This window comes from Curtobacterium flaccumfaciens pv. betae (genome assembly GCF_026241855.1).
Classification (GTDB): Bacteria; Actinomycetota; Actinomycetes; order Actinomycetales; family Microbacteriaceae; genus Curtobacterium; species Curtobacterium flaccumfaciens.
In genome coordinates this window covers 290,926-316,585 of sequence record NZ_JAPJDC010000001.1, presented here as the reverse complement: position 1 = coordinate 316,585, position 25,660 = coordinate 290,926, and the positions used below count along the sequence as shown (strand labels likewise).

The following is a 25,660-nucleotide window of genomic DNA, read 5'->3' as shown; positions in this document are numbered from 1 at the left end:
AAACGCTTGACGTCAAGTTCGACCACCGCGCTCGCTAGCATCGACGAGTGCCCTCCCCCGCCGCCCCGAGCCGTCGTGTGACCGCTGCGATGGTGGCCGAGCGTGCGGGCACGAGCATCGCCACGGTCTCCCTCGTCGTGAACGGTAAGGACCGCGGGCGGGTCTCCGCCCCCATCGCTGCACGGGTCCGCGACGCCGTGGACGACCTCGGCTACGTCGTCGACCACGCCGCCAGCTCGTTGGCGCGCGGCAGCGGCGACCTCGTCGTGTTCATCGCCCCCGACCTGTCGAACCCGTTCTTCGCCGAGGTCATCCGTGGCGTCCGGGACACCCTGGGCGACCGGTTCCAGCTCGTGCTCTCCGTCACCGAGCGGGGTGCACAGCCGGTCGCGGCCGACGTCCGGCGCTTCGAACGGCTCCGGCCGGCCGGCATCCTGGTCGACGCCCCGGCCGCCGACGAGCGGATGTCGGCGAGCGTCCCCGTGGTGCTGCTCGACGCCCCCGGTGGGCCCGAGGCGGTCAACTACGACCTCTCCACCGGCGTGCACGACCTCGTCGCCCACCTGCACGACCAGGGACACCGGCACGTGGGCTACCTCGACGGCACCTCGCGGGCGGCGACGTTCGGCGTGCGCCGCGAACTGTTCGAGCAAGCCTGTGCGGAGGCCGGCATCACGGTATCCGAGGTCACCGCCCGCGCCGACCTGACCGTGGAGGCCGCGGCCTCGGCCACCGAGCACGTCATCGAGGCCTGGCAGGACGACGACGTCACCGCCGTCGTCGCGGCCGCGGACACCCTGGCCTACGGAGTCCTGCGGGTCGCCGGCGCGCTCGGCATCGCCGTCCCCGGCGCACTCGCGGTCGCGGGCTTCGACGACCTGCCGTCGTCGTCGGTCACCGCGCCGGCCCTGACGAGCGTGGCGCTGCCCGGCGCCGACCTCGGTCGCGCGGCGGCACTGCGGCTCCTCGCGACGCTCGACGGCACGGCCGCCGAGCCCGCGGCCCTGCCGACGCGGCTCGTGCCGCGCGCGAGCACCGGCGCGTAGCGCCGGGTCACCGCGACCTCACGCGCTCAGCGACAGCTCACGTGCGCTGGAACGCGCGAGGTGTCGCTCAGCACGAAACGTCGGCCGCGGCGCGCGGTGGTCGCGACCGGACGACGGACGGGAGGCCCGGTGCCAGCTGGCACCGGGCCTCCCGTCCGTCGGTCGGTCGCGTCTACCGGTCGGTGTCCCGCCCCGGTGCGGAACCCTCCGGAGCCGCCGCGTGCTCCGCACGCGCAGCACGCTGCGCGCGCTCGAGCTCGTCGGCCTCGTCACCGCCGACGGCCTCGCCACGGGCGACCATGCCGGCCGTGTCGGAGAGCGTGATCTGCGGCAGGAACAGGGCGAGCAGGAACGCCACCGCGATGAACGGCAGCAGGTACCAGAACACCGGTGCGAGCGAGTCGGCGTAGGCGTTCACGATGCCGTCCTGCACCGCAGGCGGCAGGCCCGCGACGGTCGACGGGTCGATGCTCCCCGCCGAGGACGCCGCATCGGTCGCCGACCCACCGGCACCGCGGAACACGTCCGTCAGCGACGTCGTGAGCCGCGCGGTGAAGAGCGCTCCGAAGACGGCGGTGCCGAGGGAGGCGCCGACCTCGCGGAAGTAGTTGTTCGTCGACGTGGCGGTACCGACCTGCTCGGCGGGCACGGCGTTCTGCGCGACGAGGACGACCACCTGCATGATCAGGCCGAGCCCCGCACCGAAGACGAACAGGTACGCGCAGATCAGCCAGATCGGGGTGTCCGCCGCCAGCTGGGTCATCGCGAGCATCGCGATGGCCACCAGGACCGTGCCGACGATCGGGAACATCCGGTAGCGCCCGGTCTTGGTGATCAGGACACCCGAGGCGATCGAGGTGCCGATCAGGCCGGCCATCATCGGCAGCATCAGCAGACCGGAGACCGCCGCCGAGGTACCCGAGGCCATCTGCAGGAACGTCGGGACGAAGCCGATCGCGGCGAACATGCCGATGCCGAGCACGAGGCCGATGCCGGTGGCCAGCAGGAAGGTGCGGTTGCGGAAGAACGACAGCGGGAGCACCGGGTCCTGCGCACGGGACTCGACGAACACCAGGAGCGCTGCCGAGACGACGAGACCGGCGAACCAGGCCCAGGTCTCGGGAGCGTCCCAGCCGTGGTCCTTGCTGCCGCCGAACTCCGAGAAGAACACCAGGCACGTGGTCGCGGCGGACATGAACAGCACGCCGAGGACGTCGATGCGCTTCGTCGCCTTCTTGTTCGGCAGGGTCAGCGCGAACCACGCCACGAAGAACGCCGCGATGCCGACCGGGATGTTGATGTAGAACGCCCAGTTCCAGGTGAGGTGGTCCACGAAGAAGCCACCGAGCAGCGGGCCACCGATGGCGGACAGGCCGAAGATCGCACCGAGCGGGCCGAGGTACTTGCCGCGCTGCGAGGCCGGGACGATGTCCGCGATGATCGCCTGCGACAGGATCATCAGGCCACCGCCGCCGAGCCCCTGCATGGCGCGGAACGCCACGAGCTGCGTGAAGTCCGTGGCGAACGCGCACCCGGCCGACGCGATGGTGAACAGCGCGATCGCGATGAGGAACAGGTTGCGGCGACCGAGGACGTCGCCGAACTTGCCGTAGACGGGCATCACGATGGTGGAGGCGAGCAGGTACCCGGTCGTCAGCCAGGCCTGGTGCGCGACGCCGCCGAGCTCGCCGACGATCGTCGGCATCGCGGTGGAGACGATGGTCTGGTCGAGGCTGGAGAGCAGCATCCCCGCGATCAGGGCGGAGAAGATGATCCAGATGCGACGCTGCGTCAGGAGCAGCGGGCCGTCGGAGCCTGGGCGGGCACGCTTGGTGGTGCCCGGCGCGGTGGCGCTCATGTGGTGTGTTCCCGTTCGGTCGTGGTGACCGCCCTGAGCAGGCGGAGGTTCTCGGTGAGCAGTGCGTCGAACGTCGGCCCGGTGGCCTCGTCGAACGCGTCGTCGAAGTACTCGGTCGCGGTGGCCTTCATCAACGCTGCCGCGGCCTCGGTGACCAGGCGCGGTCGGCGGTCGGCGGGGTCGTCCCACCCGAACCGTCGCCGCAGGGCCACGGTGATCCGGGCGAGCTGCACGTCGGTCGCCGACAGGAACCGTGCGACGAGTGCTGGCTCCCGCTCGAAGACCCGACGCATCATGGCCTCGTCGGCACGGACGAACCCGACCCGGCCGAACTGGTCGATCGCCAGCGCCACGATCGAGCCGAGGGGGTCGAGCTCGCCGGGGACGATCCCGCCCGCGGCGTAGGCGTCGATCGCCTCGACGTCGGCGTTGAGCTCGATGCCGAGCACGGCGTCGTCCTTCGACCCGAAGTGGTTGAAGAACGTGCGGCGCGACACCCCGACGGTCTCGCAGAGCTGCTCGATCGTGAAGCCGTGCAGCCCGTGTTCCACCGTCGCCCGACGTGCCTCGACGATCATGCGTCGGCGCAGCGCGCGGGTGCGTTCGGTGGTGCTCACCGAGCAAGAATTGCACTCTCCCGCCGAAAGTGCAATACGGGCCGGCGGCGGGCTACAAAGCCTTCTCGAAGCAGAACGACCAGGGCATGGTCGCGACGTAGGGCTCGTAGACCGCGATCTGGTTCCAGCCGGTCTTGCGGTAGAGCGCCACGGCGTCGGGCTGCTTGTCACCGGTCTGCAGGATGAGCCGCGGGGCGCCGAGTTCGCGACCCACGCGCTCGCACTCGTCGAGCAGCGCGGTGGCCGCACCCTTGCCGCGCGCCGAGGCGAGCACGATGAGCCGCTTCAGTTCGACCTCGTCACCCAGACGCCGGACGGCGATGTGCCCGACCGGTTCGCCGGACTCGTCGACGGCCAGGATCGACGTGACGACGGTCGACGGATCGACGCTCAGCGCACGACCCCGCTCGGCGGTGACAGCAGGGTCCTCGCCGGCGTTCGCCGACCCGTAGCGTTCGTGCATCTCGTCGTCCATCCGGGCGCGGAGCACCACGCTGCGGGGGTCGTCCCAGGACACGCGTTCGATCGTGATCACGAACGTCGATCCTGGCACGGGCGACCGACGACGCGGAAACCGAGGCGCCCGTCAGGCGCGACCGGCGCCGCTCGTCAGGCGCGACCGGCGCCGCCCGTCAGTCGCGCTGGCCGAGTGCCGCGATCGGGCCCTCGCCGGCGCGGAACGCCGCGAGCACGGCCGCCGCGTCGTCGTACACCTCGGCCGCCCCGGCACCGCGGAGCTCGTCACCGCCGATGCCGCCGGTCATCACGCCGACGCACTGCACCCCCACCTTGCCGGCGGACTCGACGTCCCACATGGCGTCCCCGACCATCACGGCGTCGTCGGCGGAGACCCCGGCCTTGTCGAGCGCGACCCGGATGATGCCGGGGTCCGGCTTCGCCTGCTCGACGTCCTCGGAGCTGGTCTCGGCGGTGACCCACTCGCCCGCGTCGAGCAGGTCGCGCAGGCGGGCGAGTTCGCGCTCGGGCGCACTGGTCGCCAGGACCACGGCGTGCCCCGCTTCGGCGACGGCCTGCAGGAGTTCGCGTGCACCCGGCAGCAGCCGGAGCCGCGGCATCTGCTCGGCGTAGTAGGCGGTGTGGAACTGCTTCGCGGTGTCGCGGGTCTCCTGGGACGCGTCCGGCAGCAGCGTCTCGAGCAGCTTCGCCGAGTCCATCCCGATGGCGCGGTGGATGCGCCAGGCGTCGACGGACTCCCCCGCCGCCAGGAACGCCCGCCACCACGCGTCGATGTGCGCGTAGTTCGAGTCGGCGAGGGTGCCGTCGATGTCGAAGAGGACTGCTGTCGTGGGTGCGTCGGCCATCCCACCATGCTGCTCGGGAGGCCCGGATCGCCTCCCAGGGGCAGCCCGCGTCCGTCAGACGGTGATCGTCTCCCCCGCCGGCAGGATCAGGACGGGTACCGGCCCGAGACCGTCAGGCCCGAGGAACCGCGCGGCGGACTGCTGGCCGAGGTCGCTCAGCATCGCCTCGTGGATCTGCACGGCCCGCTCCGGCGCCACGGCTCGCACGTAGTCGACGGCCTGGGCGGTGTTCGTCCACGGCCCGCTCGTCGGCAGCAGCAGGGTCGGCACCGGGACACCGGGCTCGAGGTACGCGTCGCCCGGGTGGAACACCACGTCGTCCACCAGGTAGCCGACGTTCGCGGTGGACGGGATGTCGGGGTGGATGACCGCGTGCTGCTCGCCGAAGACCCGGACGGAGAACGGTCCGACGGTGATCGTGTCGCCGGCGTGCACCGCTTGGACCCGGCCGTGGTGTTCGCCGAGCTGCTCGACGACGGTCTCCGGACCGCGGACGACGAGGTCCGGGTTGGCGGCGAGTCCCGCGCGCAGGGCGTCGATGTCGAAGTGGTCGGGGTGGTCGTGCGTGACGAGGACACCCGCTGCTCCGCGGACGAGGTCGACGGCCTCGGGCGTGAACACCCCGGGGTCGATGACGAGGGTGACGCCGTCCTGCTCGAGGACGACGGTGGCGTGGTTGTACTTCGTCAACTCCATGCACACAACTGTACAGCCGTGTTGTACTTCTCGGGCTCCCGGGAAGGTGAGGGGTCGTTCAGTCGGCCCGACGCGCAACGCGCTCGAACAGCTCGGGCAGACGGCGCAGCAGCGCACGCTCCTCGGCATCGGTCTCCTCGCGGATCGCGTCGGCCAGCCAGTCCGTGCGGGCGTCCGTGTCCCGCTGCAGTGCGGCCCGGCCGGCGTCCGTGATCCGGATGACCGACGCTCGACGGTCGGTGTCCGACGCCGTCCGGTCGACGTAGCCGAGCTCGGCCAGTTCGCCGACCGTGCGGGACTGCCCCTGGTGCTTGACCCCGCGGCGGCGCGCGAGTTCCGCGATCGTCATCGGACCCTCACGGTGCAGGAACCCGAGGGTGGTGGTGTGGGTGGCCGGCAGCGCGTCCGCCTCGCGTCGTGCGGCACGCACGACCCGGCCGATGGACTGTCGGAGCTCCGCAGCGAGCTCGTCGATCGGGTCCATGCCCGGAACGCTACCGCGTCACGGACAGGAGGCGCGGTGCCAGCTGGCACCGCGCCTCCTGTCCGTCACGGGGTTCCGCTCAGCTGCTGCGGACGTCGTCCGCCGCACCCTGCGCGTTGTCCTTGACGTCGGACGCGGCCCCCTGCGCCTCGCCCTTGACCGCCTGCGCGGCGTCCTGCGCGGTCCCCTTGAGGTCCTGCGCGTGCTCCTTCGCCACGTCGCCGAGCTGCGAGCCGACGTCCTTCGCCTGCTCCTTGACCTCGTCGACGAGCGGTGCAGCCTTGTCCTTCAGCTCACCGGCGAGCTCTTCTTCCTTCTCGGTCGTCGGCAGGAGCGACGACACGAGCCAACCGGCGCCGAACGCGATGAGGCCGACGGCCAGGGGGTTGCCCTTCGCCTTCTCGACGCCCTTCTGCGCGACGTCCTTCGCCTGGCCGGTCGCGCCCGAGGCGGAACCGGAGGCGCTCGAGCGGGCCGACTGGGCCGCGCCCATCACGGACTCGCGGACGTCCTGGAACCGGCCCTTCACCTTCTCGCTCTGGCGGTGGGCGATGGACGACGGGCTGACCTTGTCGGCGAGGGCGTCGACGTCGGAGCCGAGTTCGCCGCGGGTGCGCTCGATGTCGGCGCGGATCTCGTCTGGGGTGCTCATGGCTTCCTCCCGGTGTTGGGCTTGAGTGTCTCGGGGACTTCCTTGGCGGTCTCGACCGTCTGCGGGGCGCCCTTGATCTCCTTGATCTCCTTGCGCCCGCGGACGGCCAGGATCGCGGCGACGATCGCGTAGACGACCGCGATGATCAGGGCGGACCAGGCGTTGCCGATCAGGTAACCGAGGCCCCACCACGCGGCGATCGACAGGAACAGCAGGGCGAACACGGCGGTGAGTCCGGCGCCGCCGAACATCCCGCCCGCCTTGCCGGCCTTCTTCGCGGAGTCGGTCAGCTCGGCCTTCGCGAGGGCGACCTCCTGCCGGAACAGGCTGGAGAGGTCGCGCGACACGTCGGACAGCAGCTCACCGAGCGGTGTGGTCGCAGCGCGCTCCTCGGGCGTCGGTTCGCCCAGGGGTGTCGCGCCGGGGACGGACTGGCTCATACGCCACTCCCCGATCCGGTCGTGCCGTCGCCGGCCTCCTTCTCGTGCTTGACCTCGGTCGCGAGCGCTTTGGTCAGGCGGCCGGCCAGCAGGCCCGCGCCCGCGGCGATCGCGATGAAGGCGCCGGGGCGCTTCGCGGCGAAGGTCTTCACCTCGTCGAGCAGCGAGCCCGGGTCGCGGTTCTCGAGGAACCCGGCGGCGGAGGTCGCGCGGCCCGACAGGTCGCGGACGACCTTCGAGGCCACACCCTGCTCGTCGTCGTTCTCAGCCATGCGCCCGAGCTGCTCACCGAGGGAGCGGAGTCCGCCGGCAGCGCGCTGCTGCTGCTCGCCGGCCTGCTGCTTGAGGTTCTCGGACGCCTGGCCGTACAGCTGCTTGGCGTGGTCGGTCGCCTCGGAGGCGACCTTCGACGCCTGCTCCTTGGCGGTGCCCGCCACGTTTGCGGCCTTCTCCTTGGCATCGCCGGCGACGTCCTGCGCGGCACCCTTCGCAGCATCGGCCTTGCCGGAGCCGCTGCCATCGCCGCTGGAGCTGCCAGCGCCGCTGGAGCCGCTGACGATGCCGGCGGACGCGGCTGACGGGACGGCGGGGAGCTGCTCGTCGGCCGGGACGGCGTCGAGGGGTGCGTCGAACGGCACCTCGGCGGCGCTGTCGCCGTACGGGTCGTAAGTCCGGGGCGCACCGGGGTCGGTGGATCGCGCGGCGGGGGTACCGCTGGCGTACGACGGCACCGTCACGCCAGGGGCGACCTCGTGCCCCTCGGAGGCTGCGGTGCGGTCGTGGATGGGCGTCCCGGAGTCGTTCCCGGGTGGGTTCGTGGTCATGGTCGGCCTTCCGGTTGTCGTCGTCCCCGGCGTGCACCGGGGGCGTTTCGCAACGAACCTGCGCCGTGCCCTCTTGGGCCTGTCCCAGGATCACCGGGAAACGCGGTTCGGCAATCCGCACAGGCGACAGCCGGTTGGATCGACGGGTGTCCCGTGTCTCGGTCGTGATCCCCGTGCGGGACGATGCCGTGCACCTGCGCCGGTGCCTCGCCGCCCTCGCGGCCCAGACCCGGCCGGCCGACGAGGTCGTCGTGGTCGACAACGGCAGCACCGACGACAGCGCGGCGATCGCCCGGGACGCCGGCGCGGTCGTGGTCACGGAGCCGGTGCGCGGGATCGCCCGGGCCTCGGCGCGCGGCTACGACCGGGCGTCCGGCGACGTCGTCGTGCGGCTCGATGCCGACTCCGTCCCACCGCCGTCCTGGATCGCCGACGCCGTCCGCCTGCTCGCCGACCCCGAGGTCGTCGCGGTCACCGGTCCGGGCCGACCACGGAACGGCGGCCCCGTGGTGCGCCGACTGTGGGACGCCGTCTACATGGGCCCGTACTTCGTGCTGATGTGGAGTGCGCTCGGACACCCACCGTTGTTCGGGTCCGCCATGGCGATGCGCCGGTCGACCTGGGCCGCGGTCGGGGGGCGAGCACACCGGGACGACGCCGAGGTGCACGACGACGTCGACCTGAGCATGCAGCTCGACCCGGCCTGGCGGGTGGTGGCCGACCCCGTGCTCACGGTGCAGGTGTCCGCGCGACCGTTGTCGGGCCTCCCGTCCGTCTGGGTGCGGACGCGACGCGCCTTCCACACGTTCCGCGTGAACGGCCGGCGGGCCAACCCGGTGCGCCGGTGGGCACGACGGCTGCGATCGCGGTCGCGGTCGCGGCGGTGGTGGCGCAGCCGCTGACGACGGCCTCGGTCAGCCGGTCACCGAGCGGGTCGTGACCGCACGTGCGCCCGCTCGCCCTGCGGCCCGTACAGGCACAGCACCTCGGTGACGGAGTCGGTCACGTTGCCCATCCAGTGCGGGGTGTGGGTGTCGAACTCGGCGACCTCTCCGGGACCCAGGTCGAGGTCGTGCTCCCCCAGCACCAACCGGAGCCGTCCGGACAGCACGTAGAGCCACTCGTAGCCCTCGTGCGTCTTGAGCGACGGCTCCCCACCCGGGGTGTTCGGCGGGAACAGCTGCTTGAAGGAGCGCACCCCGCCGGTCCGCTTCGTCAGCGGCACGACCACGCGGCCGCCGTGCACCTCGGGCTTCATGTGCACACGCGGGTCGCCGGTCTGCGGTGCGCCGACCAGGTCGTCGAGGGGCACCTGGTACGCCCGCGCGAGGGGCAGCAGCAGTTCGAGCGTGGGCTTCCGCTGGCCGGACTCGAGCCGCGACAGGGTGCTCACCGAGATCCCCGTCTGCTCGGACAGTGCCGCGAGCGTGACGTCGCGGTGGGCGCGCAGCGCGCGGAGTCGGGGGCCGACCCCGTCGACGACGTCGGCCGTCGTGCGCGCGACCGGTCCCGGGGTGCTGTGTGCCATGCGGGCCATGTTGCCACATCAGCAAACTTCGTTGCTGTTCACTCGTGACCGGCCGCATGATCAGCGCATGCCTGAACACTTCGACGTCATCGTCATCGGCGGCTCGGCCGCCGGCCTCTCCGCCGCCCTGATCCTCGGCCGTTCGCGGCGCTCGGTGCTCGTCGTCGACTCCGGCGAGCCCCGCAACGCTCCGGCGGCCGGCGCACACAACTACCTCGGCCACGAGGGCGTCGCGCCCGCCGAGCTGATCCGCATCGGTCGCAGCGAGGTCGCCGCCTACGGCGTCCAGGTCACGGCCGGGAGGGTCGTGGCCACGTCCGCCACGACCGGTGACGGTCACGACCGGGTCGGCTTCTCGGTCACGCTGGACTCCGGCGCGGTCGTCACGGCGCGCAGACTGGTCGTCGCCTCCGGCGCCGTGGACGTCCTGCCCGAGGTCCCGGGCCTGGCCGAACAGTGGGGGCGCGGGGTCGTGCACTGCCCGTTCTGCCACGGGTGGGAGATCCGCGACCAGCGGATCGGGGTCCTCGTCACGACGCCGAACGCCGCACACCAAGCGCTCATGTTCCGGGCGCTGAGCGATCGGGTGACCGCGTTCCTGACCGATCCGACGCTGATGGACGACACCGCCCTGGCCGGTTTGGCGGCCCGCGGCGTCACGGTGGTTCAGGGCCCGGTCGCCGAAGTGGTCTCCGAGGGTGACCGGCTGACCGGGGTCCGGCTCGGCGACGGTTCCTTCGTCGAGCTCGATGCCCTGGCCACGGCGAGCCGGCCCGAGGCGCGGGTGGGCTTCCTGTCCGGGCTCGGCCTCGCCGCCACCGACCAGTTCATGGGCGACCACCGCTTCGCGACGGCGCTGACCGTGGACGCCGCCGGGCAGACCGAGGTGCGCGGGGTGTCCGCGGCCGGCAACGTGACGGCCCCGATGGCGACGGTCATCGCGTCGGCGGCTGCCGGCACCCAGGTGGGTGCAGCGGTGCACGGCGACCTGGTGCAGGCCGACCTGGCCGCGGCGCTGGCCGGGGTCGGCGCTGACGCTGTTTCGGGCGCTGTTTCGGGCGCTGTTTCGGGCTGAGCGACAGTTCGCGGGGCCGGTCGGGCGTGCGGTGTCGGTGAGCGCGAAACTCGGCGCGGGTCAGTCGACGCGGTAGCCGGCCTGTGCAGCCAGCAGCGGTGCGAGCGTGTACAGCTGGTCGGCGCCGATCGTGGCTCCGCGGAACCCCTCGAGCCGCTCGACCCGATCGAGGTCCGCTCCGCGCAGGTCCACGTGGTCGATGCGGGTGTTCGACCCCTCGGCGGCGCGGATGCTGCTGCCGTCGAACGACACCCGCAGCAGCTTCGCGTCGGCGATGTCGAGCTCGTCGATGACGCAGTCACGGAACACCACGTCGGTGATCGTCGAGCCGCGCAGGTTCACGAACCCGAACTTCATGCCGACGAACTCGACGCCGTTCAGTCCGGAGTCGTACAGCTCCGCCGAGCCGACCCGACCGCCGGAGACCCGGACCTCGCGCCACGAGCTGCTCGACGCCCGCAGGATCGGGGCGTCGAGCGAGTCGATGACCGAGTCACGGACCCGGAGCCCACGGAAGTCCGCGTCGTCGCCCCGGAACGTGTCGATGACGCACTCCTCGATCTCCAGGTCGGGAAGCCGCTCGCCGGCCAGGTCGAGGACGTCGATGCGCTTGCCCTCGAGGCGGTCGCCCGTCAGGACGTCACCGGGAGCTGGCGCCCAGTCCTCGAGGTTCGTCGGTTCGGTCAGGGTGATGCGCGGGGCGTCGGTGCCGGAGGAGCGTGCCATGCCCCCAGTCTGGCGGTGACGTCCGACCCCGCGGGTCACGACCGCGGTCGGGTGAGGACGCTGTCCAGCCGGTAGTCCTTCGCCGGGCCCCGCACTTCCCACCGCACCGTCCAGCGGTCTTCGTCGCCGTCGAAGGCACCCGTGTAGTCGTCCGGAGCGCAGGCGTGGGCGACGCTCGTGCCCCAGACCCAGTCGTGGAAGACCCGACCGTCGGAGAAGTGCACGGTCCAGCCGCCGTCGGGACCGCGCCGGAGGAGGAGGGTCCGGGACACCGGGGTGGACCGGCCGTCGAAGATCATCACGCCGGACTCGTCCCAGCGCACCTCGTCGTCGCCGGCCCGGGTCAGGGTGGTGGTCCCGGTGACGGTCCCCGCGGCCCCGGTGCGGTGGTCGTGCACGGTGCGGTGGAGTTCCCACACCCCGAGCAGGTCCGTCGGCAGCAGCACCGGACCAGGCTAACCGCGCAGGGCCTCGGCCCGCGCGGCTCGGCGCTCGTCGTCGGTGATGACACCGCGGGCGTGCAGCTCGTCGAGTTCGAGGAGCCGCTGCTCCGGCGAGGTCCGACGGGCACCGTGGGGACGCCGACTGCGGACGACCGCGATGCACACGGCGACGATGACCACGATGACGACGAGCGCCATCAGCAGGGTCCAGACGAGGTCGTAGACCGGCGGGATCAGGGGGTTGCGGACGTCTTCGGAGGCGATCATCGTCCGCGCAGGGCCTCGGCTCGGGCGCTGCGGTGCTCCTCGTCGGAGATCACACCGCGCGCGTGCAGGTCGTCGAGTTCGGCAAGGCGCTGCTCGAGCGGCTTGTCCGGAGCGAACGTGCGGCTCTGCATCGCCTGGTACGCGATGTCCTCCTGCATGGTGAGCGGGTTCTGACCACGGTCGGCCATCCGCTTGCCCCGGTAGAGCGAGAGGATGACGATCGTCAGGGTCGTGAGGATCATCAGCGCCGCGACGACCCCGAACGCGATACCGAACCAGCCGCCGAACAGGTCGGACATCCCCGACTCCCCCGGCCCCTCGAGCTCACTGAACGCGGACCAACTGAGCACCATCGCACTCCCCCTTCTCACAACGACGAGCGAAGCGTAGCGCGACACGGGGAACACGAGCGGGCGTTCCTTCCCAGAACGCCCGCGATGGAATGTGAAACCGGGCGTACCTGGTCAGAACTTCCGACCCCGTACGCCCGAAACCACCCGGTACGCCCGGAAGCACCCCGTACGCCCGGAGCGGCCAGGAAGCGCCGACCCCGGCCACCCCCAGCCCGGTCAGCCGCGGAGCGGCCCGGACCCCGGAACGTTCGCACCGTCCGCGAACCCGGCCACGAGTGCACGCAACGCTTCTTCGGAGGTGTGCCGGGCCTCCCATCCGAGCACCGACCGGGCACGGTCGGTCCGCATGATCGGCACCCCGGCCGCGATGTCGATCCACCCGGCGTCCGTCGGCTGCAACCGCAGCCGCCACGTGACCGTCACGACCCCGCGCAGCAACCGCAGCGGGATCCGCACGGCACCGAGCATGCCGAAGGCCCGGGCCAGTCGCGGCGGGTTGAGCACGGGCGACGCGGCGATGTTGAACGCCCCGGCTGCCCGTCGGTCGACCGCGCGCCAGTAGGCGTCCGCGACGTCGTCGGCGTGCACGGCCTGGAACACGAACGGGTACGGCAGCGGCAGCACGAGCCAGCGGATCCATCGCACGATCGACATCGGCACGAGGTGTCCGAGGAACAGCCCCCGGATCTCGGCGGCGGCGTCCCGCTGGAAGATCAGCCCCGGGCGCAGCCGGGTGACGGTCACGGAGGGGTGTTCGGCCTCGAACGCGTCCATCGCTGCTTCGTTGTCGGCCTTGTGGATCGAGTACGTCGCCGTCGGGATGCCGTCGGCGGGCCAGCTCTCGTCCACTGGGGTGTGCTTGCCGTCGACGTCCACCCCGCGGTAGGCGCCGACCGAGGACGCGACGACGACCTGGGGCACCTCGGCGCGCGCGACGGCCGCCAGGACGTTCGCCGTGCCGGTCACGTTCGTGCGGTGCTGCGCGGGGATGTCGTGCGTCGGCTGGAGGGCCCACGCCAGGTGGATGACGGCGTCGGCACCCTGGAACACGGCCGTGAGCTGGTCCACGGCGTCCGCAGCGCCGACGTCGACCGCGTGCCAGACGGCGGCGGCGTACGGCTCCGCGCGAAGGTCCGGCAGGCGCCGGGCGACACCGACGATCTGGACGCCGGCGGCGTCACCGGCGGCGTCACCGGCGGCGTGATGGCCGGCGTCACCGGCGGCGTGACGACCGGTGACACCGTCGTCGTCGGCGCGCACGGCCGCGAGCCGACGGAGCACCGCCGTCCCCACGTTGCCGGTCGCGCCGACGACGACGACGCGCATCAGGCCGCGGCCATCGCGGGGTCGAGCACGACCTTGACGCAGTTGTCCTGCTTCTTCTGGAAGACCTCGTACATGTGCGGGGCCTCCTCGAGCGAGACGCGGTGGGTGGTCAGGTCGAGCGTGCCGAGCGGGTCCGACGGGTCGGAGACGAGCGGCATGATGTCGTCGATCCAGCGCTTCACGTTGCACTGGCCCTCGCGGATGGTGATCTGCTTGTCGAACAGCGTCATCATCGGCATCGGGTCGGCCATGCCGCCGTAGACACCGCTCAGCGAGACGGTGCCCCCGCGGCGGACCAGGTCGATCGCCGCGTGCACGGCGGCCAGCCGGTCGACACCGGCGGTCTCGATCGCCTTCTGCGCGAGCTTGTCGGGCAGCAGCCCGGCGGCACGCTGTGCGAAGCCCGCCATCGGGTTACCGTGGGCCTCCATGCCGACGGCGTCGACGACCCCGTCGGGGCCGCGGCCGTCGGTCAGGTCGACGAGCTCGGGCACCAGGTCCTTCGTCAGGTCGAACACCTCGGCGCCGTGCTTCGCCCCCAGGTCACGGCGGACCTGCTCGGGGTCGACGGCGAGCACGCGGTAGCCGAGGTGCTTGCCGATGCGGGCGGCGAACTGGCCGACCGGGCCGAGGCCGAGCACGGCGAGCGTGCCACCCTCGGGCACCTGGGCGTACTGCACGGCCTGCCACGCGGTCGGCAGGATGTCGCTCAGGAACAGCCAGCGGTCGTCGGGGGTGCCGTCGTCCGGCACGACGATGGGGCCGTAGTCGGCGTGCGGCACGCGCAGGTACTCGGCCTGGCCACCGGGGACCTGGCCGTACATCTTGGTGTAGCCGAACAGCGAGGCACCGGTGCCGTACTCGGTCACCTGGGTGGTCTCGCACTGCGACTGCAGGCCGTGCTGGCACATCCAGCAGTGGCCACAGGAGATGTTGAAGGGGATGACGACCCGGTCGCCGACCTTCAGGTTCGTGACGCCGGATCCGACCTCTTCCACGATGCCCATCGGCTCGTGGCCGAGGACGTCGCCGCGGTCGATGTACGGGCCGAGCACGCGGTACAGGTGCAGGTCGGACCCGCAGATCGCCGTGGAGGTGATCCGCACGATCGCGTCGGTCGGCTCCTGGATGGTCGGGTCGGGGACGGTCTCGACGGACACCTTCTCGGTGCCCTGGTAGGTCAGTGCGCGCACGTTGCGTTCCTCTCGTGGTCGCTTCGAGCCGGCCTGGAGGCACGACTCGCGTTCCCCTCCTCGGTACGCGCCCGCCCCGTGGACGCTCCCAGCCCCGCGTCCCCCTCGCGCACGTCGGCGCGGGTGGGCATGCCCGCAGCACAGGCGTCGGACCCCGGCACGGCGCTGGTGCCGGTGCGCGCGGGCGGCCAGCGGCGGGGCGGACCCGCACCGGGCCTCCCGGCCGTCGCCTCAGGCGGGTTCTGCCCGGGCGAGCAAGGCGTCGCGCGCGACCGCGAGCTGCGTCATCCGCGCAGCCGGTCACGCTCCCCCGGCGGCAGGTGCTCGGTCGCGGTCCGGCGGGCGGCCGGGCTGAGGAACCGGCCGCTCTGCTCGAGGAACGCCACGAGTGCCGGCTCGGACGCCCGCTTCCCCGTCTCGCGCAGGACCAACCCGAGCGCCGACTGCACCGTCTCGCTGCGCTCCCGAACCAGGCGCCCGGCGATCCCGAGGGGCACCTCGGCGTCGCCCTGCTTCGCGAACGCCAGGGTCGCCACGACCGCGATCCGGCGGACCATCGCGACGTCGGACTTCGCCAGCGCGAACAGCGGGCCGGTCGAGGCGCCCACCAACGGGGCGCCGACGAGTTCCTCGGCGGCCAGGTCGACGAGCACCGGGTCTTCGAACCGCTCGGCCTTCGCCGCGGACAGGTACTCGTCGGTGAGCTCCGGGTCCGGCTGCGCCCGCATCGCCTGCACGAGCAGCAGGACGGCGACGAGCTTCGCGCCGTCGTCCTCGCTCCAGAGCAGCGCCGAGCGCTCCCCCTCGTCGAGGTCGTGGAACTGCCGCGCGACCCGGCGGGCCGCGGCGACGTCGCCGGTGGTGCGGGCGAACGCCGCCAGCACGGCTTCCGCGTCGCGCGCTGCCGGGAGGCCCGTCACGCGACCTCCCCGTCGCTCGCGTCGTTCTGTGGTGCCCTCCGACGCCCGCGGCTGAGCACGATGACCGCGACGACCACCAGGAACGCCGTGAACAGCCAGGTGCCGACCTGCGGGTCGACCAGGCGCGCCAGCACGGCGCCGCCCGGCGAGCAGACGGCGGCGGTGATGCCGACCGTCAGCCCGACCCGCAGGTCGACCGCGCGACGCCGCAGGTTCGCGACCGTCCCGGACACCGACGTCGGCACCATCGTGAGGAGCGACGTGCCCTTCGCCAGCAGGTCGCCGGCGCCGAGCACGACCTCGAGCCCCGGCACGATGACGACCCCGCCGCCGACCCCGACGAGCCCGGACAGCACCCCCGACAGCAGCCCGAGCGCCAGCAGGACGATCGCCTCGACGACCCCGAAGTGCACCTCGCCGCCGCGGGTCGGCACCGTGGTGAACAGCGACACCAGCACGACGGCGATGAACCCGACGAAGATCCAGGGCAGCACGCGGAGCGGCAGGGCACGGAGCAGCCGGGCACCGATCGGCGCGCCGATGACGCTGCCGACCGCCAGGGTCAGGGCCGCGAGCCAGTGCACCTCGCCCTGCACGGCGTAGGTGACCGCACCGACGACGGCCGCGGGGGCGATCGCCACGAGCGACGTGGCCGAGGCCCGACGCTGGTCCATCTGTGCGAAGGCCATGAGCGCCGGTACCACGATGACCCCACCGCCGACGCCGAACAACCCGGACAGGACCCCCGCCAGGACCCCGATCGCCACCAACACGAGCACCGTTCCGCCGCGCTTCCTCATCCTGCCCAGGCTATCCGCGCCGCGGGCGTGCTCTCGCACGGTGCGAGGTGGCCCGCACTTGGAGTGCAGGAATGGTCGGGTGCCCGAAGGCGACCCGACCATTTCTGCTCACGAAGCGAACGTCAGCTCGCGAATCGGGGCGTCAGGAGCAGTAGTCGGCCACCGGCTCGCTCGTGCCGGACACGAAGACGGTCGCCACGCGGCCGCTCCCCTCGCCGACCTGGAACACGATGTACCGCTCGCCGGACCGAACCGCCCAGAACGTGTCACGGGTACCACCCGCCGCGTCCGTCCGGGTCTGGACCAGGTCCGGGTAGGCGCCCCTGACCTCGGCGAGGGTGCTGCCCAGACCAACCCCCTCGAGCGTCTTCGGGCCCACCTGCTGGCCCGGTGCGGCGCCCTCCCCCTGCTGGATGACGATCGTACCGACCGCGCCGTCGGCGACGATCTCGACGACACGCTCGCCGCCGGGTCCGTCCCAGATCCTGGAGTTCGTGTTCGGGCAACCGAACGGGTAGATCACGGTCCCCTTGTCGTCGATCAGGGGCGGCGCGGGCGAGAACGCGGCACGCAGTGCGGCGTCGTCGGCCCCGGCGGGGCTGCCGAGCGTCGCCGGCCCGACGGCATCCGCCGAGATCGTCCACGTCGACCAGTCCGTCGCCGAGTACGGCGGGGCGGTCGGCGTGGGCGTGGGCGTCGGGGTCGGTTCACCGACGACCGGCGCCGACGACGGCGTGACGGTCTGGCTCGGCTGGCTGGTGGCGCTCGGCGCGGGCTCGGGCTCGGTGGGCGACGTCGGGATGAGCCCGAGCGCGACGCCACCACCCGCCGTCCCCACGGCGAGCAGGGCGATGACGGTGATGACGATGCCGGTGCGACGCCCACGGCGCTTCCGTGGTTCGGCCCGCTCGAGCACGTTCTGCTTCATCGAGACGAGCATCCGCTGCAGGTCGTCTCCGATCGGGGGCTCGGAGTTCATCGCTGCACCTCCTTCGTCGCTCGGGACCCCCGCCGTGGCGTGGATCCTGACGGGCGGAGTCCGAGGTGCTGCGCGGCTTCCGACCACGTCCGACCCTCGACGAGACAGAGCTCGACGAGTCGTCGGTCGGTCTCGGGGAGGGCACGCAGGTCGTCCTCGACCCAGCGCAACGACGCAGCGCCGCCGCTGCCGATGCCGTCCGCACCACTCGTCCGGGCGTGCGATCGGCAGACGGCCAGGAGCCACGGCAGCAGCAGACCGGTGGGCAGGTACAGGCCGTCGGCGTGCTGCCAGAGCGACAGGAACGACTCCTGCACGGCGCGCTCGACGTCGGTCGGCGTCGCGGAGACCGCCCACGCGTAGCGCGTCAGCACCGGGGCGAACCGGTCGAACGCGGTCGCCAGTGCGCTACGGTCCCCGGCGACCATCCGGCGCACGAGGTGTGAGTCATCGTTCGTCACAGCACTCCCTTCACTTCAGGAGTGTCGCGAGATCGGCGATCCTGACAGCCGAAGCGCCCGGTTCGGTCGCATCACCGGAAGTGCAGCACCGAGAGCGGGTCGATGAGCGAGCCGGCCTGGCGCACCTCGACGTGCACGTGGGCCCCGGTGGACTGCCCGGTGTTGCCGGACTTGCCCACCTCGTTGCCCTTCGACACGATCTGCCCCTGCTTCACGCCGATCTTGCTGAGGTGCGCGGTGAGGACGGTGGTGTTGCCGTACGTGACGACGACGTAGTTGCCGTAGGACGCGTGGTTCGCGACGGTGGTGGTGACCGTCCCGGTCCCCGAGGCGTACACGGGCGTCCCGGTCCCCACGGGCGAGTCGGTGCCCTGGTGGTAGCGCGGGACGTGTCCGACGCCGCGGTCGTCACCGTACCGGCCGGAGATCTTGGTGCTGGCGACCGGCCACAGCAGCCCGGTCACGGGGCGGGTCGACCACGCCCGGGTGTCGGACTTGCCGTAGAGCACGACGTTGCCGTCGACCTGCACGAGGAGCCGTCCGCCGCCGGCACGGCTCGTGGCACTCGACCAGAGCCACTTGTTCGCGGCCGAGTAGACGGCGAAGTTGCCGTCGGCCTGCACCGAGGCGTAGGCCCCGACGTTCCCGGCGGTCTTCGTCGCCCAGACCTGCTTGCCGTTCACGACCTGTGCGAGCACCCCGTCGGCGCGCATGGTGAGGGTCCGGGCGTTGGTGCGGTCGGACCGCAGGACCGTCCCCGGCAGGATGAGGTTCCCCGCGGCGACGCTGTCCTGGTACGTGGGGAACTCGACGACGCTCTTGTTGGCCGTGTTGATCATGCGCATCGTGCCGTCCGGGCGGACCCCGAAGTTCCGGCCGACGTGCCCGGCGCCGCCCCAGAGCGCGATCCGCACGTTGTTGTGGACGATGGCGAGCGTGCCGTTCGCCCGGATCTGCGCGAAGGCCCCGGACTTGCCGGACGTGTTCGACGCCCAGAGCACCTTGCGACCGATGCCGTACTCGACGAGGTTGCCGTCGCCCTGCATGACGAGCTGGAACTGCGCGTTGTTCGAGGTCACCGAGTCGCCCGGCCAGAGCGTCTTGCCCGCGGCGACGGTGCCCGTGTAGACGATCGGAGCGGCGGCGGCCGGGGTGGCGGTGCTCACCAGCCCCGTCGCGACGGCGGCGAGCGCGACGAGCGCTGCGACGACCCGAGCGCGGACTGGGCGGAGGCGAGCCGAAGACGACGAAGTGCGGCGCATGAGTTCCCTGAGCTGGGACCGCAGGGAGGCGGTCCAGGTGGCGGACGCGCCCCTGCGCGACCGTTCGGCGGCACGTCGGTTACGCGCCGCCGAACGATGGTCACCTTTTCCGGGGGGAGAAACAACCCCCTTGACGCGGTGGGGACAACCCCAGTTCCGGGGGTACGCGGCGGGGCAGGAGCCGGAGGCGGCAGGCTGCGGCAGCGCTCACCCGGGTGCCGGGACGCCCGGAGCGCGCAAGATGGTGGCATGCCGACGCCGAACCCCGCCTTCGTCCCGCCCGCAGCGCAGACCACCCGTCCGGACCTGCAGGGCACGTTCGGGATGGCGGCCTCGACGCACTGGATGGCGACGGCCACGGCCCAGTCAGTGCTCGAGCGTGGCGGCAACGCCTTCGACGCGGCCGTTGCCGGTGCCTTCGTCCTGCAGGTCGTGGAGCCCCACCTGAACGGCCCCGGCGGTGACCTGACGGCGGTCTTCGCGACGGCCGTGAACCCCGTGCCGACGGTGCTGGTCGGTCAGGGCCCCGCCCCCGAGGGCGCGACCCCGGAGCACTACCGCGCGGAGGGCCTCGACCTGGTCCCCGGCTCCGGCGCGCTGGCCGCGACCGTCCCCGGCGCGGTCGACGCCTGGCTGCTCCTGCTCCGCGACCACGGCACCTGGGAGCTGGCCGACGTCCTCGACCCCGCGATCGGGTACGCCCGCGACGGCCACCCGGTCGCACCTGCGGTGATCCGGACGATCACCGCAGTGCGCGAGCTGTTCGAGCAGCACTGGCCCACCTCCGCCACGCAGTGGCTGCCGGGAGGCACGGTGCCGGTCCCCGGGGACCTGGTGCGCAACGAGGCACTCGCTGCAGTGCTCGACCGGCTGGTCGACGCAGGCGCGGGTGCCGGCAGCCGGACGGGCCGCATCGATGCGGCCCGGTCCGAGTGGGCGGAGGGGTTCGTCGCCGAGGCGATCGACCGGTTCGTCCGCGAACCGCACCGGCACGCGTCGGGCACCGACCACGCGGGGGTGATCCGGGCGTCCGACCTGGCGGCGTTCCGCGCGTCGTACGAACCCGCGACGACCGCCGAGTTCCGAGGCTGCACGATCGCCAAGACCGGGCCGTGGGGCCAGGGGCCGGCGCTGCTCCAGACCCTGCGGCTGCTGGAACCGCTCGACGACGCCCTGCTCGACCCGTCGACCGAGCTCGGCGCGCACACGATCGTCGAGGCGCAGAAGCTCGCCCTCGCCGATCGTGAGGCGTTCTACGGCGACGGCGAGGTCCCGATGGACGTCCTGCTCTCCGACGCCTACGCCGACGAGCGCCGTGCGCTGATCGGCGAGCGGGCCTCGGCGGAGCTCCGACCCGGAACGATCGCCGGGATCGAGCACGCGCTGCCGCCGGTCCGGACCTCGTACGACTCCTCTGGTTCGGTCGGGGTGGGCGAACCGACCGTGCAGGTCGCCCGCGACACCGAAGCCGACACCGAGGTCCCGCCGGCCGCTCCCCTCGAGGACCGCGGCGAGCCGTTCGTGACCCCCGACGGCGAGACCCGCGGCGACACGTGCCACATCGACGTCGTGGACCGCTGGGGCAACATCGTCAGTGCGACCCCGTCCGGCGGATGGCTGCAGTCGTCGCCGACGATCCCCGAGCTCGGGTTCTGCCTCGGCACCCGCCTGCAGATGACCTGGCTCGAACCGGGCACCGCCTCGACCCTGCGGCCCGGCGAGCGCCCCCGCACCACGCTGACCCCGACCCTGGTGCTCCGCGACGGGCAGCCGGTCGCCGCGCTCGGCTCCCCCGGCGGTGACCAGCAGGACCAGTGGCAGCTGCTGTTCCTGCTGCGCTGGGTCGTCGGGGGGTACTCCCCGCAGCAGGCCATCGACGCGCCGGCGCTGCACACCACGTCGTTCCCGGGGTCGTTCTGGCCGCGCACGTGGGAGCCCGCGGGCCTGGTCGTCGAGGACCGCCTGGGGGACGAGGTCATCGCGGCACTCGAGGCCCGCGGACACGTCGTGACCCGCGGCGGTGACTGGAGCCTCGGCCGGCTGTCGTGCGTCACCCGTGACCCGGGCACCGGGGTCCTCGGTGCCGCCGCGAACCCGCGGGGTGCGCAGGGCTACGCAGCGGGACGCTGACCGGCGCCCGTTCCTTCCCAGAACACCCGCACTGGAAGGTGGAATCGGGCGTACCTGGTCAGAATTTCTGACCAGGTACGCCCGATTCGACCAGGTACGCCCGATTCGACCAGGTACGCCCGATTCGACCAGGTACGCCCGTCGGGACGACCACCGCGCGGCCCGAGAGCTCCCCGGACTCGAGCTTCCGGTACGCCTCGAGTGCGTCGGACAGCGCGTACCGCTCGACGTCGGGGACGATCTGGCCGGCGCGGTACATCGCGACGACCTCGTGCAGGTCCTCGATCGTGCCCCAGTAGGTGTTCGTGATCGTCGACTCGTACGGCGTCGCGAAGAAGTTCCACTCGGTGGTGCCGCCGGCGATCCCGACGACGGTGAACCGCCCGCCGACCGCCATCGACGCCTGCGCGACCTTGATCGTGGGGGTGGCACCGACGAAGTCGAAGGCCGCGTCGACGCCGCGTCCCCCGGTGATCTCGCGGATGCGCTCGGCCTGGTCCGGGCCGCCGGGGACGGTGATCGCGCCACGGGCGGCGGCGCGGTCCATCGCGTCCTGCTTCATGTCGGTCGCGATGACCGTGGCGCCGGTGAGCGCCGTCAGGATCTGCACGGCGATCTGCCCGAGGCCACCGAGCCCGACGACGAGCGCGAAGCGACCGCCACCGGCCAGGTTCGGCAGGGAGTTCTTGATCGCGTGGTACGGCGTGAGCGCGGCGTCGCTGAGCGGTGCGGCGGCGATCGGGTCGGCGTCCCCGAGCGGCACGAGGTTCCGCGCCGGGACGCTGACGTACTCCGCCATGCCACCGTCGCGCCCGAGGCCGATGCCCATGTACGGGTTCGTCGCGGCGTTCTCGCAGTACGTGTCCTGCCCCTTCGAGCAGTACGAGCAGTGCCCGCAGCCGACCGGCCCGTAGACCAGGTAGGCGTCGCCCTCGGCGAAGCCGGTGACCCCGTCGCCGACGGCCTCGACCCAGCCGGAGTTCTCGTGGCCGAGCACGAACGCGGGCGCCTGGGCTCCCGGCTGCCCCTGCTGGAACTCCCGGTACACGGCGACGTCCGAGTGGCAGGCGCCGGCGCCGGCGACCTTGAGCAGGACCTCACCGGGCCCGGGTGTGGGCTTCGGGACCTCGGTCAGGGACGGGAAGGTCTGGTACTGCTCGAACACGACGGCGCGCATGGGGTTCTCCTTTGATCGCACCTTACGCTACACCTGTTGATTAACACGCTCAATCACGCGAACGACGACGAAGTTCGTTCAGGTAGAACGCTTCGGAGACCTCCCGGAATCGCTAGGCCTGTAGACCGTCGTCCCGCAAACTGCCTTGCAGAACGAAGACTCGGTCTCTACCTCATGCCCTAGGCTGGCAAGTGGCTAGCTCATCAGCAGAGGGGGATTCGTGCTCACGAGCCAGGAAACCAGGCTTCAACGCATAACGAAGCTGACAACTAAACAAGTCGAACTGTTCAAGGAAGGCGTCGCCCACGAAACGGCCTTCGGGGCTTCACTCGACGACGTTCTTGCTCGCACAGTTGCCGACCGACTCGCTTTGGCGGATTCATTCATCCGCATGGCAGAGCGAATGGAGCGTTCGCGATCCGACCTTAGCCGCCCGGCAATAGCTCGGTACTATTATGCAATGTATCACGCCATGCGCGCCGCTGCCTTCCAGTTCCACGGTGGTGATGACCACGAACAACACACGGTCCTTTCGGTAAAGGGCGTCCCTCATGACTTTCCCTCCCGGACGATTGCCGCGAACGACTTGAAGGATGCGCGTGCGCTTCGCAACGAGGCTGACTACGATCAATATCCGTCGAATCAGTCCTACTTTCGAAATATCGTTCGCGGACTCGGGCCTGTCGCGAAACCATTCGTTGTAGAAGCCCGCGCCTATATCCGAGCAAAAGGAAACTCCCACGCATGATCGATGTAAATGAAGAAACCGCGTCGCACATCATCGAGGGCCTGCTCGGTCCGGCAGGGATCACCCCTGCACGCATAGAGTTCAAGAATTTTCCCGACGAAGTAAACGTCCTGGTTTACGTAAGCCCCGCGGACTTCCTTTCGCTTGTCGAGATGTCGGACACGATCGAAAATGCGCTTAAGAGCGCGTTCGGTGTCACCTATTTCCTTGTTGTCCGAAAAAGTGGAACGAACGAAGTGGCGGCTGCTCCTAAATTCGAGGGCATGCAGGATCCAAAGGTAGCTGAACTTCTTCGCCTGATAAGTGCGAAATCGAGAGTTTCTAGCGCCGAGCCTAGTCTCGTCTATGTTCCGGACGCACGCGCAAGTCTTTCGACAGTCACCGCAAGTCGGCACCATCTGGTTTTCGGTCGACGCGGGGCTGGAAAATCAGCCCTTCTTATGGAAGCACGTCGCCAGATCGTTTCCGAGGCAGCAATCGATTCCTGGACCAACATCCAAACACTCCGCCATGAGACGCCGCAGCGAGTCTTCCTATTCGTCATCGCCGACGTGCTGAGCTCGGTGATGGCTGGTCGGAGGACAGTTTCTCCGCGATCCTCACTCACGCTCGCCGTGAATGAAATGCATGAGCAGATTCGATCCATGCTCTCTCGCGATGAAACGAGCATCGAGGAGGCGCAACGAGTTGTCCCACGGGTTCAGCGCGCCCTGTCTGCCTTCCTCGATATCGAAGGCCGTCGCGTGGTTGTTTTTGTGGACGATTTCTATTACATGCCACGGGATGCTCAACCGACAATCTTAGACATGCTACACGGGGCTTTCCGGGACGCAAACATCTGGATGAAAATAGCTTCAATCCGTCACTTGACAAATTGGTGGCAGGCCTCTCCCCCCACGGGTTTGCAAAGTGGTCAGGACGCAGATCTGATTGATCTTGACGTAACGCTGCAGGACCCGGAAAAGGCAAGCGAATTTCTCGAAGGAATTCTCGCCGAATACGCGCGACGCGTCGGCATCCCGACTCTCGCGAGGATCTTCAACCGGTCTGCGCTCGATCGCCTTGTACTCGCCTCAGGTGCGGTGCCCCGTGACTACATGGTTCTTGCGGTTAGCGCTATCAACCGAGCATTACGTCGGCCGAAGGCGCGAGCGACGGGCGTTCAGGACGTAAATCAGGCGGCGGGTGACGCCGCCTCGGCCAAGATCAACGAACTCGAGGAGGATATGGCCGCGAACAGCGGCGTCGCTGAGCGCACGCTTGCAACCCTCGCTGCCGTGCGAGACTTCTGCCTCAACGAACAATCCTTCACCTACTTCCTCGTCGGATATCGCGATAAAGAAGCGGCTCCGAAGCTTTATTCACTCCTTACGGATCTCATGGATGTTCGCCTCATTCACCTGATTGATAGCGGCGTGTCCGACGCGCATGAGGCCGGAAGCCGTTCGGAGGCTTACATGCTTGACTTGAGCCAATTCTCCGGCTCACGTTTGAAGCAAAATATCACGGTTCTGGATTTCGAAGACGGGCACTTCGTGAGCAAATTAACCCGTAGCAAGGAGGCGCCCCAGCGTGGCAGCACTTCTCTTCAGTTGATCGGAATCCTTCGACGAGGGCCAGTGCTCCCCCTCGCGAGATTGTCCTAGTTCGTTCCACGAGAAACAATTCGGTCGGCACAAGCGACTGCCGTCTACGTTGCTCGCAGGTGGAAGGTGCGGGAGTCTCGCGATCCTGCGTCTTCGCCGTGAGCCCGTTGCGAGAACAATCGTTCTCCGATTGACTCAGGAGCGGTGGTCCCGTTCGGGGCCGCTCCCCCACACGAAAGGAGCGGGCATGCCCACTCGCACCGCACGCACCGCCTGGAACGGCGGCCTCGAGGACGGTTCCGGCCAGGTCGAACTCTCGAGCTCGAAGGTCGGCACGTACGACGTCTCGTTCCCGAAGCGCACCGCCGAGGACGCCGGGGGCACCACGAGCCCCGAGGAGCTCATCGCCGCCGCACACTCGGCCTGCTACGCCATGCAGTTCTCCGCCGTCCTCGGCGAGGCCGGCGGCACGGTCGAGGCCCTCGACGTCAAGGCCGACGTCTCGCTCGGCCCGGACCCGGCCGGCGGCTTCCGTCTCACCGGCATCGTCCTGACCGTCAGCGGCGAGGTCTCCGGCATCGACGAGGCGGCCTTCCTCAAGGCCGCCGAGGACGCCAAGGCGACCTGCCCCGTGAGCAAGGCCCTGACCGGCGTCGAGATCACGCTGCACGCGACCTTCGAGCAGTAGGCGCGGAACGCAGGAACCGTCACCACCTGACGGACGGGAGGCCCGTGGCGACCCCGCCA

General features: G+C 70.7%; 29 protein-coding genes. 7 read left to right on the top strand and 22 right to left on the bottom strand.

Annotated features, from left to right (window positions below; translation table 11 throughout):
* Nucleotides 1–47: 47 nt before the first annotated feature.
* Nucleotides 48–1,046 carry a LacI family DNA-binding transcriptional regulator gene (locus ORG17_RS01595; RefSeq protein WP_301565378.1) on the top strand — a complete coding sequence of 333 codons (999 nt, stop codon included), beginning with the start codon at nt 48–50 and terminating at the stop codon, nt 1,044–1,046.
* Nucleotides 1,047–1,218: 172 nt separating this feature from the next.
* Here the strand turns inward: ORG17_RS01595 and ORG17_RS01590 are convergent, their stop codons facing one another.
* The 9 genes from ORG17_RS01590 to ORG17_RS01550 form a co-directional block, all read right to left on the bottom strand.
* Complete coding sequence (locus ORG17_RS01590) at nt 1,219–2,904, bottom strand: MDR family MFS transporter (RefSeq protein ID WP_111057978.1); 1,686 nt, start codon at nt 2,902–2,904, stop codon at nt 1,219–1,221.
* Nucleotides 2,901–3,521, bottom strand: coding sequence for a TetR/AcrR family transcriptional regulator (locus ORG17_RS01585; RefSeq protein ID WP_301565377.1), 621 nt, complete (start codon nt 3,519–3,521; stop codon nt 2,901–2,903). The genes ORG17_RS01590 and ORG17_RS01585 overlap by 4 nt, the downstream gene beginning before the upstream one ends.
* A 52-nt stretch (nt 3,522–3,573) precedes the next feature.
* A complete protein-coding gene (locus ORG17_RS01580; RefSeq protein WP_214526846.1) occupies nt 3,574–4,056 on the bottom strand; it encodes a GNAT family N-acetyltransferase in 483 nt (160 codons plus the stop codon).
* A 97-nt stretch (nt 4,057–4,153) separates the two neighbouring features.
* Complete coding sequence (locus ORG17_RS01575; RefSeq protein ID WP_214526847.1) at nt 4,154–4,843, bottom strand: HAD family hydrolase; 690 nt, start codon at nt 4,841–4,843, stop codon at nt 4,154–4,156.
* Between the two features lie 54 nt (nt 4,844–4,897).
* Nucleotides 4,898–5,539, bottom strand: coding sequence for an MBL fold metallo-hydrolase (locus ORG17_RS01570; protein WP_214526848.1), 642 nt, complete (start codon nt 5,537–5,539; stop codon nt 4,898–4,900).
* A 58-nt stretch (nt 5,540–5,597) separates the two neighbouring features.
* Nucleotides 5,598–6,023: a MarR family winged helix-turn-helix transcriptional regulator gene (locus tag ORG17_RS01565; protein ID WP_027467151.1), complete on the bottom strand. Its 426-nt coding sequence runs from the start codon at nt 6,021–6,023 to the stop codon at nt 5,598–5,600.
* 79 nt (nt 6,024–6,102) lie between these two features.
* Complete coding sequence (locus tag ORG17_RS01560; protein ID WP_027467152.1) at nt 6,103–6,675, bottom strand: DUF3618 domain-containing protein; 573 nt, start codon at nt 6,673–6,675, stop codon at nt 6,103–6,105.
* A complete protein-coding gene (locus ORG17_RS01555; RefSeq protein WP_051597109.1) occupies nt 6,672–7,115 on the bottom strand; it encodes a phage holin family protein in 444 nt (147 codons plus the stop codon). Before ORG17_RS01555 ends, ORG17_RS01560 begins: the two co-directional genes overlap by 4 nt.
* Nucleotides 7,112–7,939, bottom strand: a complete 828-nt coding sequence (locus ORG17_RS01550) for a hypothetical protein (RefSeq protein ID WP_214526849.1) — start codon at nt 7,937–7,939, stop codon at nt 7,112–7,114. The genes ORG17_RS01555 and ORG17_RS01550 overlap by 4 nt, the downstream gene beginning before the upstream one ends.
* A gap of 146 nt (nt 7,940–8,085) precedes the next feature.
* Between ORG17_RS01550 and ORG17_RS01545 the strand changes: the two genes are divergently transcribed.
* Nucleotides 8,086–8,841 carry a glycosyltransferase family 2 protein gene (locus ORG17_RS01545; protein ID WP_214526850.1) on the top strand — a complete coding sequence of 252 codons (756 nt, stop codon included), beginning with the start codon at nt 8,086–8,088 and terminating at the stop codon, nt 8,839–8,841.
* A 20-nt stretch (nt 8,842–8,861) separates the two neighbouring features.
* On the opposite strand, the gene ORG17_RS01540 is transcribed toward ORG17_RS01545, so the two are convergent.
* On the bottom strand, nt 8,862–9,467 hold the full coding sequence (locus tag ORG17_RS01540) for a helix-turn-helix domain-containing protein (protein WP_071245872.1): 606 nt from the start codon (nt 9,465–9,467) through the stop codon (nt 8,862–8,864).
* Nucleotides 9,468–9,534: 67 nt separating this feature from the next.
* On the opposite strand from ORG17_RS01540, the gene ORG17_RS01535 reads away from it, so the two are divergent.
* The gene (locus ORG17_RS01535) at nt 9,535–10,542 is read left to right on the top strand and encodes an NAD(P)/FAD-dependent oxidoreductase (protein ID WP_214526852.1); all 1,008 of its coding nucleotides are present in this window, start codon (nt 9,535–9,537) and stop codon (nt 10,540–10,542) included.
* A 60-nt stretch (nt 10,543–10,602) separates the two neighbouring features.
* Here ORG17_RS01535 and ORG17_RS01530 read toward each other — a convergent pair whose 3' ends face one another.
* From ORG17_RS01530 to ORG17_RS01480, 11 genes are all read right to left on the bottom strand, one after another.
* On the bottom strand, nt 10,603–11,268 hold the full coding sequence (locus tag ORG17_RS01530) for a pentapeptide repeat-containing protein (protein WP_214526854.1): 666 nt from the start codon (nt 11,266–11,268) through the stop codon (nt 10,603–10,605).
* 35 nt (nt 11,269–11,303) lie between these two features.
* Nucleotides 11,304–11,714: a DUF6314 family protein gene (locus ORG17_RS01525; protein WP_214526856.1), complete on the bottom strand. Its 411-nt coding sequence runs from the start codon at nt 11,712–11,714 to the stop codon at nt 11,304–11,306.
* A gap of 9 nt (nt 11,715–11,723) precedes the next feature.
* Nucleotides 11,724–11,978, bottom strand: a complete 255-nt coding sequence (locus ORG17_RS01520; protein WP_214526858.1) for a hypothetical protein — start codon at nt 11,976–11,978, stop codon at nt 11,724–11,726.
* Nucleotides 11,975–12,331 carry an SHOCT domain-containing protein gene (locus ORG17_RS01515; protein WP_027467158.1) on the bottom strand — a complete coding sequence of 119 codons (357 nt, stop codon included), beginning with the start codon at nt 12,329–12,331 and terminating at the stop codon, nt 11,975–11,977. Before ORG17_RS01515 ends, ORG17_RS01520 begins: the two co-directional genes overlap by 4 nt.
* 216 nt (nt 12,332–12,547) lie before the next feature.
* The gene (locus ORG17_RS01510; RefSeq protein ID WP_214526860.1) at nt 12,548–13,657 is read right to left on the bottom strand and encodes an NAD-dependent epimerase/dehydratase family protein; all 1,110 of its coding nucleotides are present in this window, start codon (nt 13,655–13,657) and stop codon (nt 12,548–12,550) included.
* Nucleotides 13,657–14,850: a zinc-dependent alcohol dehydrogenase gene (locus ORG17_RS01505; RefSeq protein ID WP_071245864.1), complete on the bottom strand. Its 1,194-nt coding sequence runs from the start codon at nt 14,848–14,850 to the stop codon at nt 13,657–13,659. Before ORG17_RS01505 ends, ORG17_RS01510 begins: the two co-directional genes overlap by 1 nt.
* A 284-nt stretch (nt 14,851–15,134) precedes the next feature.
* A complete protein-coding gene (locus ORG17_RS01500) occupies nt 15,135–15,770 on the bottom strand; it encodes a DNA alkylation repair protein (protein ID WP_214526861.1) in 636 nt (211 codons plus the stop codon).
* Nucleotides 15,767–16,570 (bottom strand): sulfite exporter TauE/SafE family protein, encoded by an 804-nt coding sequence (locus tag ORG17_RS01495; protein ID WP_214526863.1) that lies wholly within the window; start codon nt 16,568–16,570, stop codon nt 15,767–15,769. The genes ORG17_RS01500 and ORG17_RS01495 overlap by 4 nt, the downstream gene beginning before the upstream one ends.
* Before the next feature lie 142 nt (nt 16,571–16,712).
* A complete protein-coding gene (locus ORG17_RS01490; protein ID WP_214526865.1) occupies nt 16,713–17,549 on the bottom strand; it encodes a hypothetical protein in 837 nt (278 codons plus the stop codon).
* Nucleotides 17,546–18,010, bottom strand: a complete 465-nt coding sequence (locus tag ORG17_RS01485; RefSeq protein ID WP_214526867.1) for an RNA polymerase sigma factor — start codon at nt 18,008–18,010, stop codon at nt 17,546–17,548. Before ORG17_RS01485 ends, ORG17_RS01490 begins: the two co-directional genes overlap by 4 nt.
* Nucleotides 18,011–18,081: 71 nt before the next feature.
* The gene (locus tag ORG17_RS01480; RefSeq protein ID WP_214526869.1) at nt 18,082–19,272 is read right to left on the bottom strand and encodes a peptidoglycan DD-metalloendopeptidase family protein; all 1,191 of its coding nucleotides are present in this window, start codon (nt 19,270–19,272) and stop codon (nt 18,082–18,084) included.
* Between the two features lie 324 nt (nt 19,273–19,596).
* Between ORG17_RS01480 and ORG17_RS01475 the strand changes: the two genes are divergently transcribed.
* On the top strand, nt 19,597–21,402 hold the full coding sequence (locus ORG17_RS01475; protein ID WP_214526917.1) for a gamma-glutamyltransferase family protein: 1,806 nt from the start codon (nt 19,597–19,599) through the stop codon (nt 21,400–21,402).
* A 58-nt stretch (nt 21,403–21,460) separates the two neighbouring features.
* Here the strand turns inward: ORG17_RS01475 and ORG17_RS01470 are convergent, their stop codons facing one another.
* Nucleotides 21,461–22,579 (bottom strand): NAD(P)-dependent alcohol dehydrogenase, encoded by a 1,119-nt coding sequence (locus ORG17_RS01470; RefSeq protein ID WP_250892327.1) that lies wholly within the window; start codon nt 22,577–22,579, stop codon nt 21,461–21,463.
* A 220-nt stretch (nt 22,580–22,799) separates the two neighbouring features.
* Here ORG17_RS01470 and ORG17_RS01465 point away from each other — a divergent pair, with 220 nt between their 5' ends.
* The 3 genes from ORG17_RS01465 to ORG17_RS01455 all read left to right on the top strand — a co-directional run bounded on the left by ORG17_RS01465 (nt 22,800) and on the right by ORG17_RS01455 (nt 25,601).
* Nucleotides 22,800–23,327: a hypothetical protein gene (locus tag ORG17_RS01465; RefSeq protein WP_214526871.1), complete on the top strand. Its 528-nt coding sequence runs from the start codon at nt 22,800–22,802 to the stop codon at nt 23,325–23,327.
* Entirely contained in the window at nt 23,324–24,973 is a 1,650-nt protein-coding gene (locus ORG17_RS01460) for an ATP-binding protein (protein ID WP_214526873.1), read from the top strand. Before ORG17_RS01465 ends, ORG17_RS01460 begins: the two co-directional genes overlap by 4 nt.
* A gap of 187 nt (nt 24,974–25,160) precedes the next feature.
* Nucleotides 25,161–25,601, top strand: coding sequence for an OsmC family peroxiredoxin (locus ORG17_RS01455; RefSeq protein ID WP_027467170.1), 441 nt, complete (start codon nt 25,161–25,163; stop codon nt 25,599–25,601).
* Nucleotides 25,602–25,660: the final 59 nt, after the last annotated feature.

Bases quoted from the DNA above. Each gene is read 5' to 3' on its own strand.
- ORG17_RS01570 (WP_214526848.1), bottom strand. From the start codon at position 5,539: ATGGAGTTGACGAAGTACAACCACGCCACCGTCGTCCTCGAGCAGGAC.
- ORG17_RS01495 (WP_214526863.1), bottom strand. From the start codon at position 16,570: ATGAGGAAGCGCGGCGGAACGGTGCTCGTGTTGGTGGCGATCGGGGTC.
- ORG17_RS01535 (WP_214526852.1), top strand. From the start codon at position 9,535: ATGCCTGAACACTTCGACGTCATCGTCATCGGCGGCTCGGCCGCCGGC.
- ORG17_RS01510 (WP_214526860.1), bottom strand. From the start codon at position 13,657: ATGCGCGTCGTCGTCGTCGGCGCGACCGGCAACGTGGGGACGGCGGTG.
- ORG17_RS01455 (WP_027467170.1), top strand. From the start codon at position 25,161: ATGCCCACTCGCACCGCACGCACCGCCTGGAACGGCGGCCTCGAGGAC.
- ORG17_RS01480 (WP_214526869.1), bottom strand. From the start codon at position 19,272: ATGCGCCGCACTTCGTCGTCTTCGGCTCGCCTCCGCCCAGTCCGCGCT.
- ORG17_RS01475 (WP_214526917.1), top strand. From the start codon at position 19,597: ATGGCGGCCTCGACGCACTGGATGGCGACGGCCACGGCCCAGTCAGTG.
- ORG17_RS01460 (WP_214526873.1), top strand. From the start codon at position 23,324: ATGATCGATGTAAATGAAGAAACCGCGTCGCACATCATCGAGGGCCTG.
- ORG17_RS01530 (WP_214526854.1), bottom strand. From the start codon at position 11,268: ATGGCACGCTCCTCCGGCACCGACGCCCCGCGCATCACCCTGACCGAA.
- ORG17_RS01550 (WP_214526849.1), bottom strand. From the start codon at position 7,939: ATGACCACGAACCCACCCGGGAACGACTCCGGGACGCCCATCCACGAC.
- ORG17_RS01560 (WP_027467152.1), bottom strand. From the start codon at position 6,675: ATGAGCACCCCAGACGAGATCCGCGCCGACATCGAGCGCACCCGCGGC.
- ORG17_RS01515 (WP_027467158.1), bottom strand. From the start codon at position 12,331: ATGGTGCTCAGTTGGTCCGCGTTCAGTGAGCTCGAGGGGCCGGGGGAG.
- ORG17_RS01490 (WP_214526865.1), bottom strand. From the start codon at position 17,549: ATGAACTCCGAGCCCCCGATCGGAGACGACCTGCAGCGGATGCTCGTC.
- ORG17_RS01470 (WP_250892327.1), bottom strand. From the start codon at position 22,579: ATGCGCGCCGTCGTGTTCGAGCAGTACCAGACCTTCCCGTCCCTGACC.
- ORG17_RS01540 (WP_071245872.1), bottom strand. From the start codon at position 9,467: ATGGCACACAGCACCCCGGGACCGGTCGCGCGCACGACGGCCGACGTC.
- ORG17_RS01590 (WP_111057978.1), bottom strand. From the start codon at position 2,904: ATGAGCGCCACCGCGCCGGGCACCACCAAGCGTGCCCGCCCAGGCTCC.
- ORG17_RS01575 (WP_214526847.1), bottom strand. From the start codon at position 4,843: ATGGCCGACGCACCCACGACAGCAGTCCTCTTCGACATCGACGGCACC.
- ORG17_RS01555 (WP_051597109.1), bottom strand. From the start codon at position 7,115: ATGAGCCAGTCCGTCCCCGGCGCGACACCCCTGGGCGAACCGACGCCC.
- ORG17_RS01520 (WP_214526858.1), bottom strand. From the start codon at position 11,978: ATGATCGCCTCCGAAGACGTCCGCAACCCCCTGATCCCGCCGGTCTAC.
- ORG17_RS01565 (WP_027467151.1), bottom strand. From the start codon at position 6,023: ATGGACCCGATCGACGAGCTCGCTGCGGAGCTCCGACAGTCCATCGGC.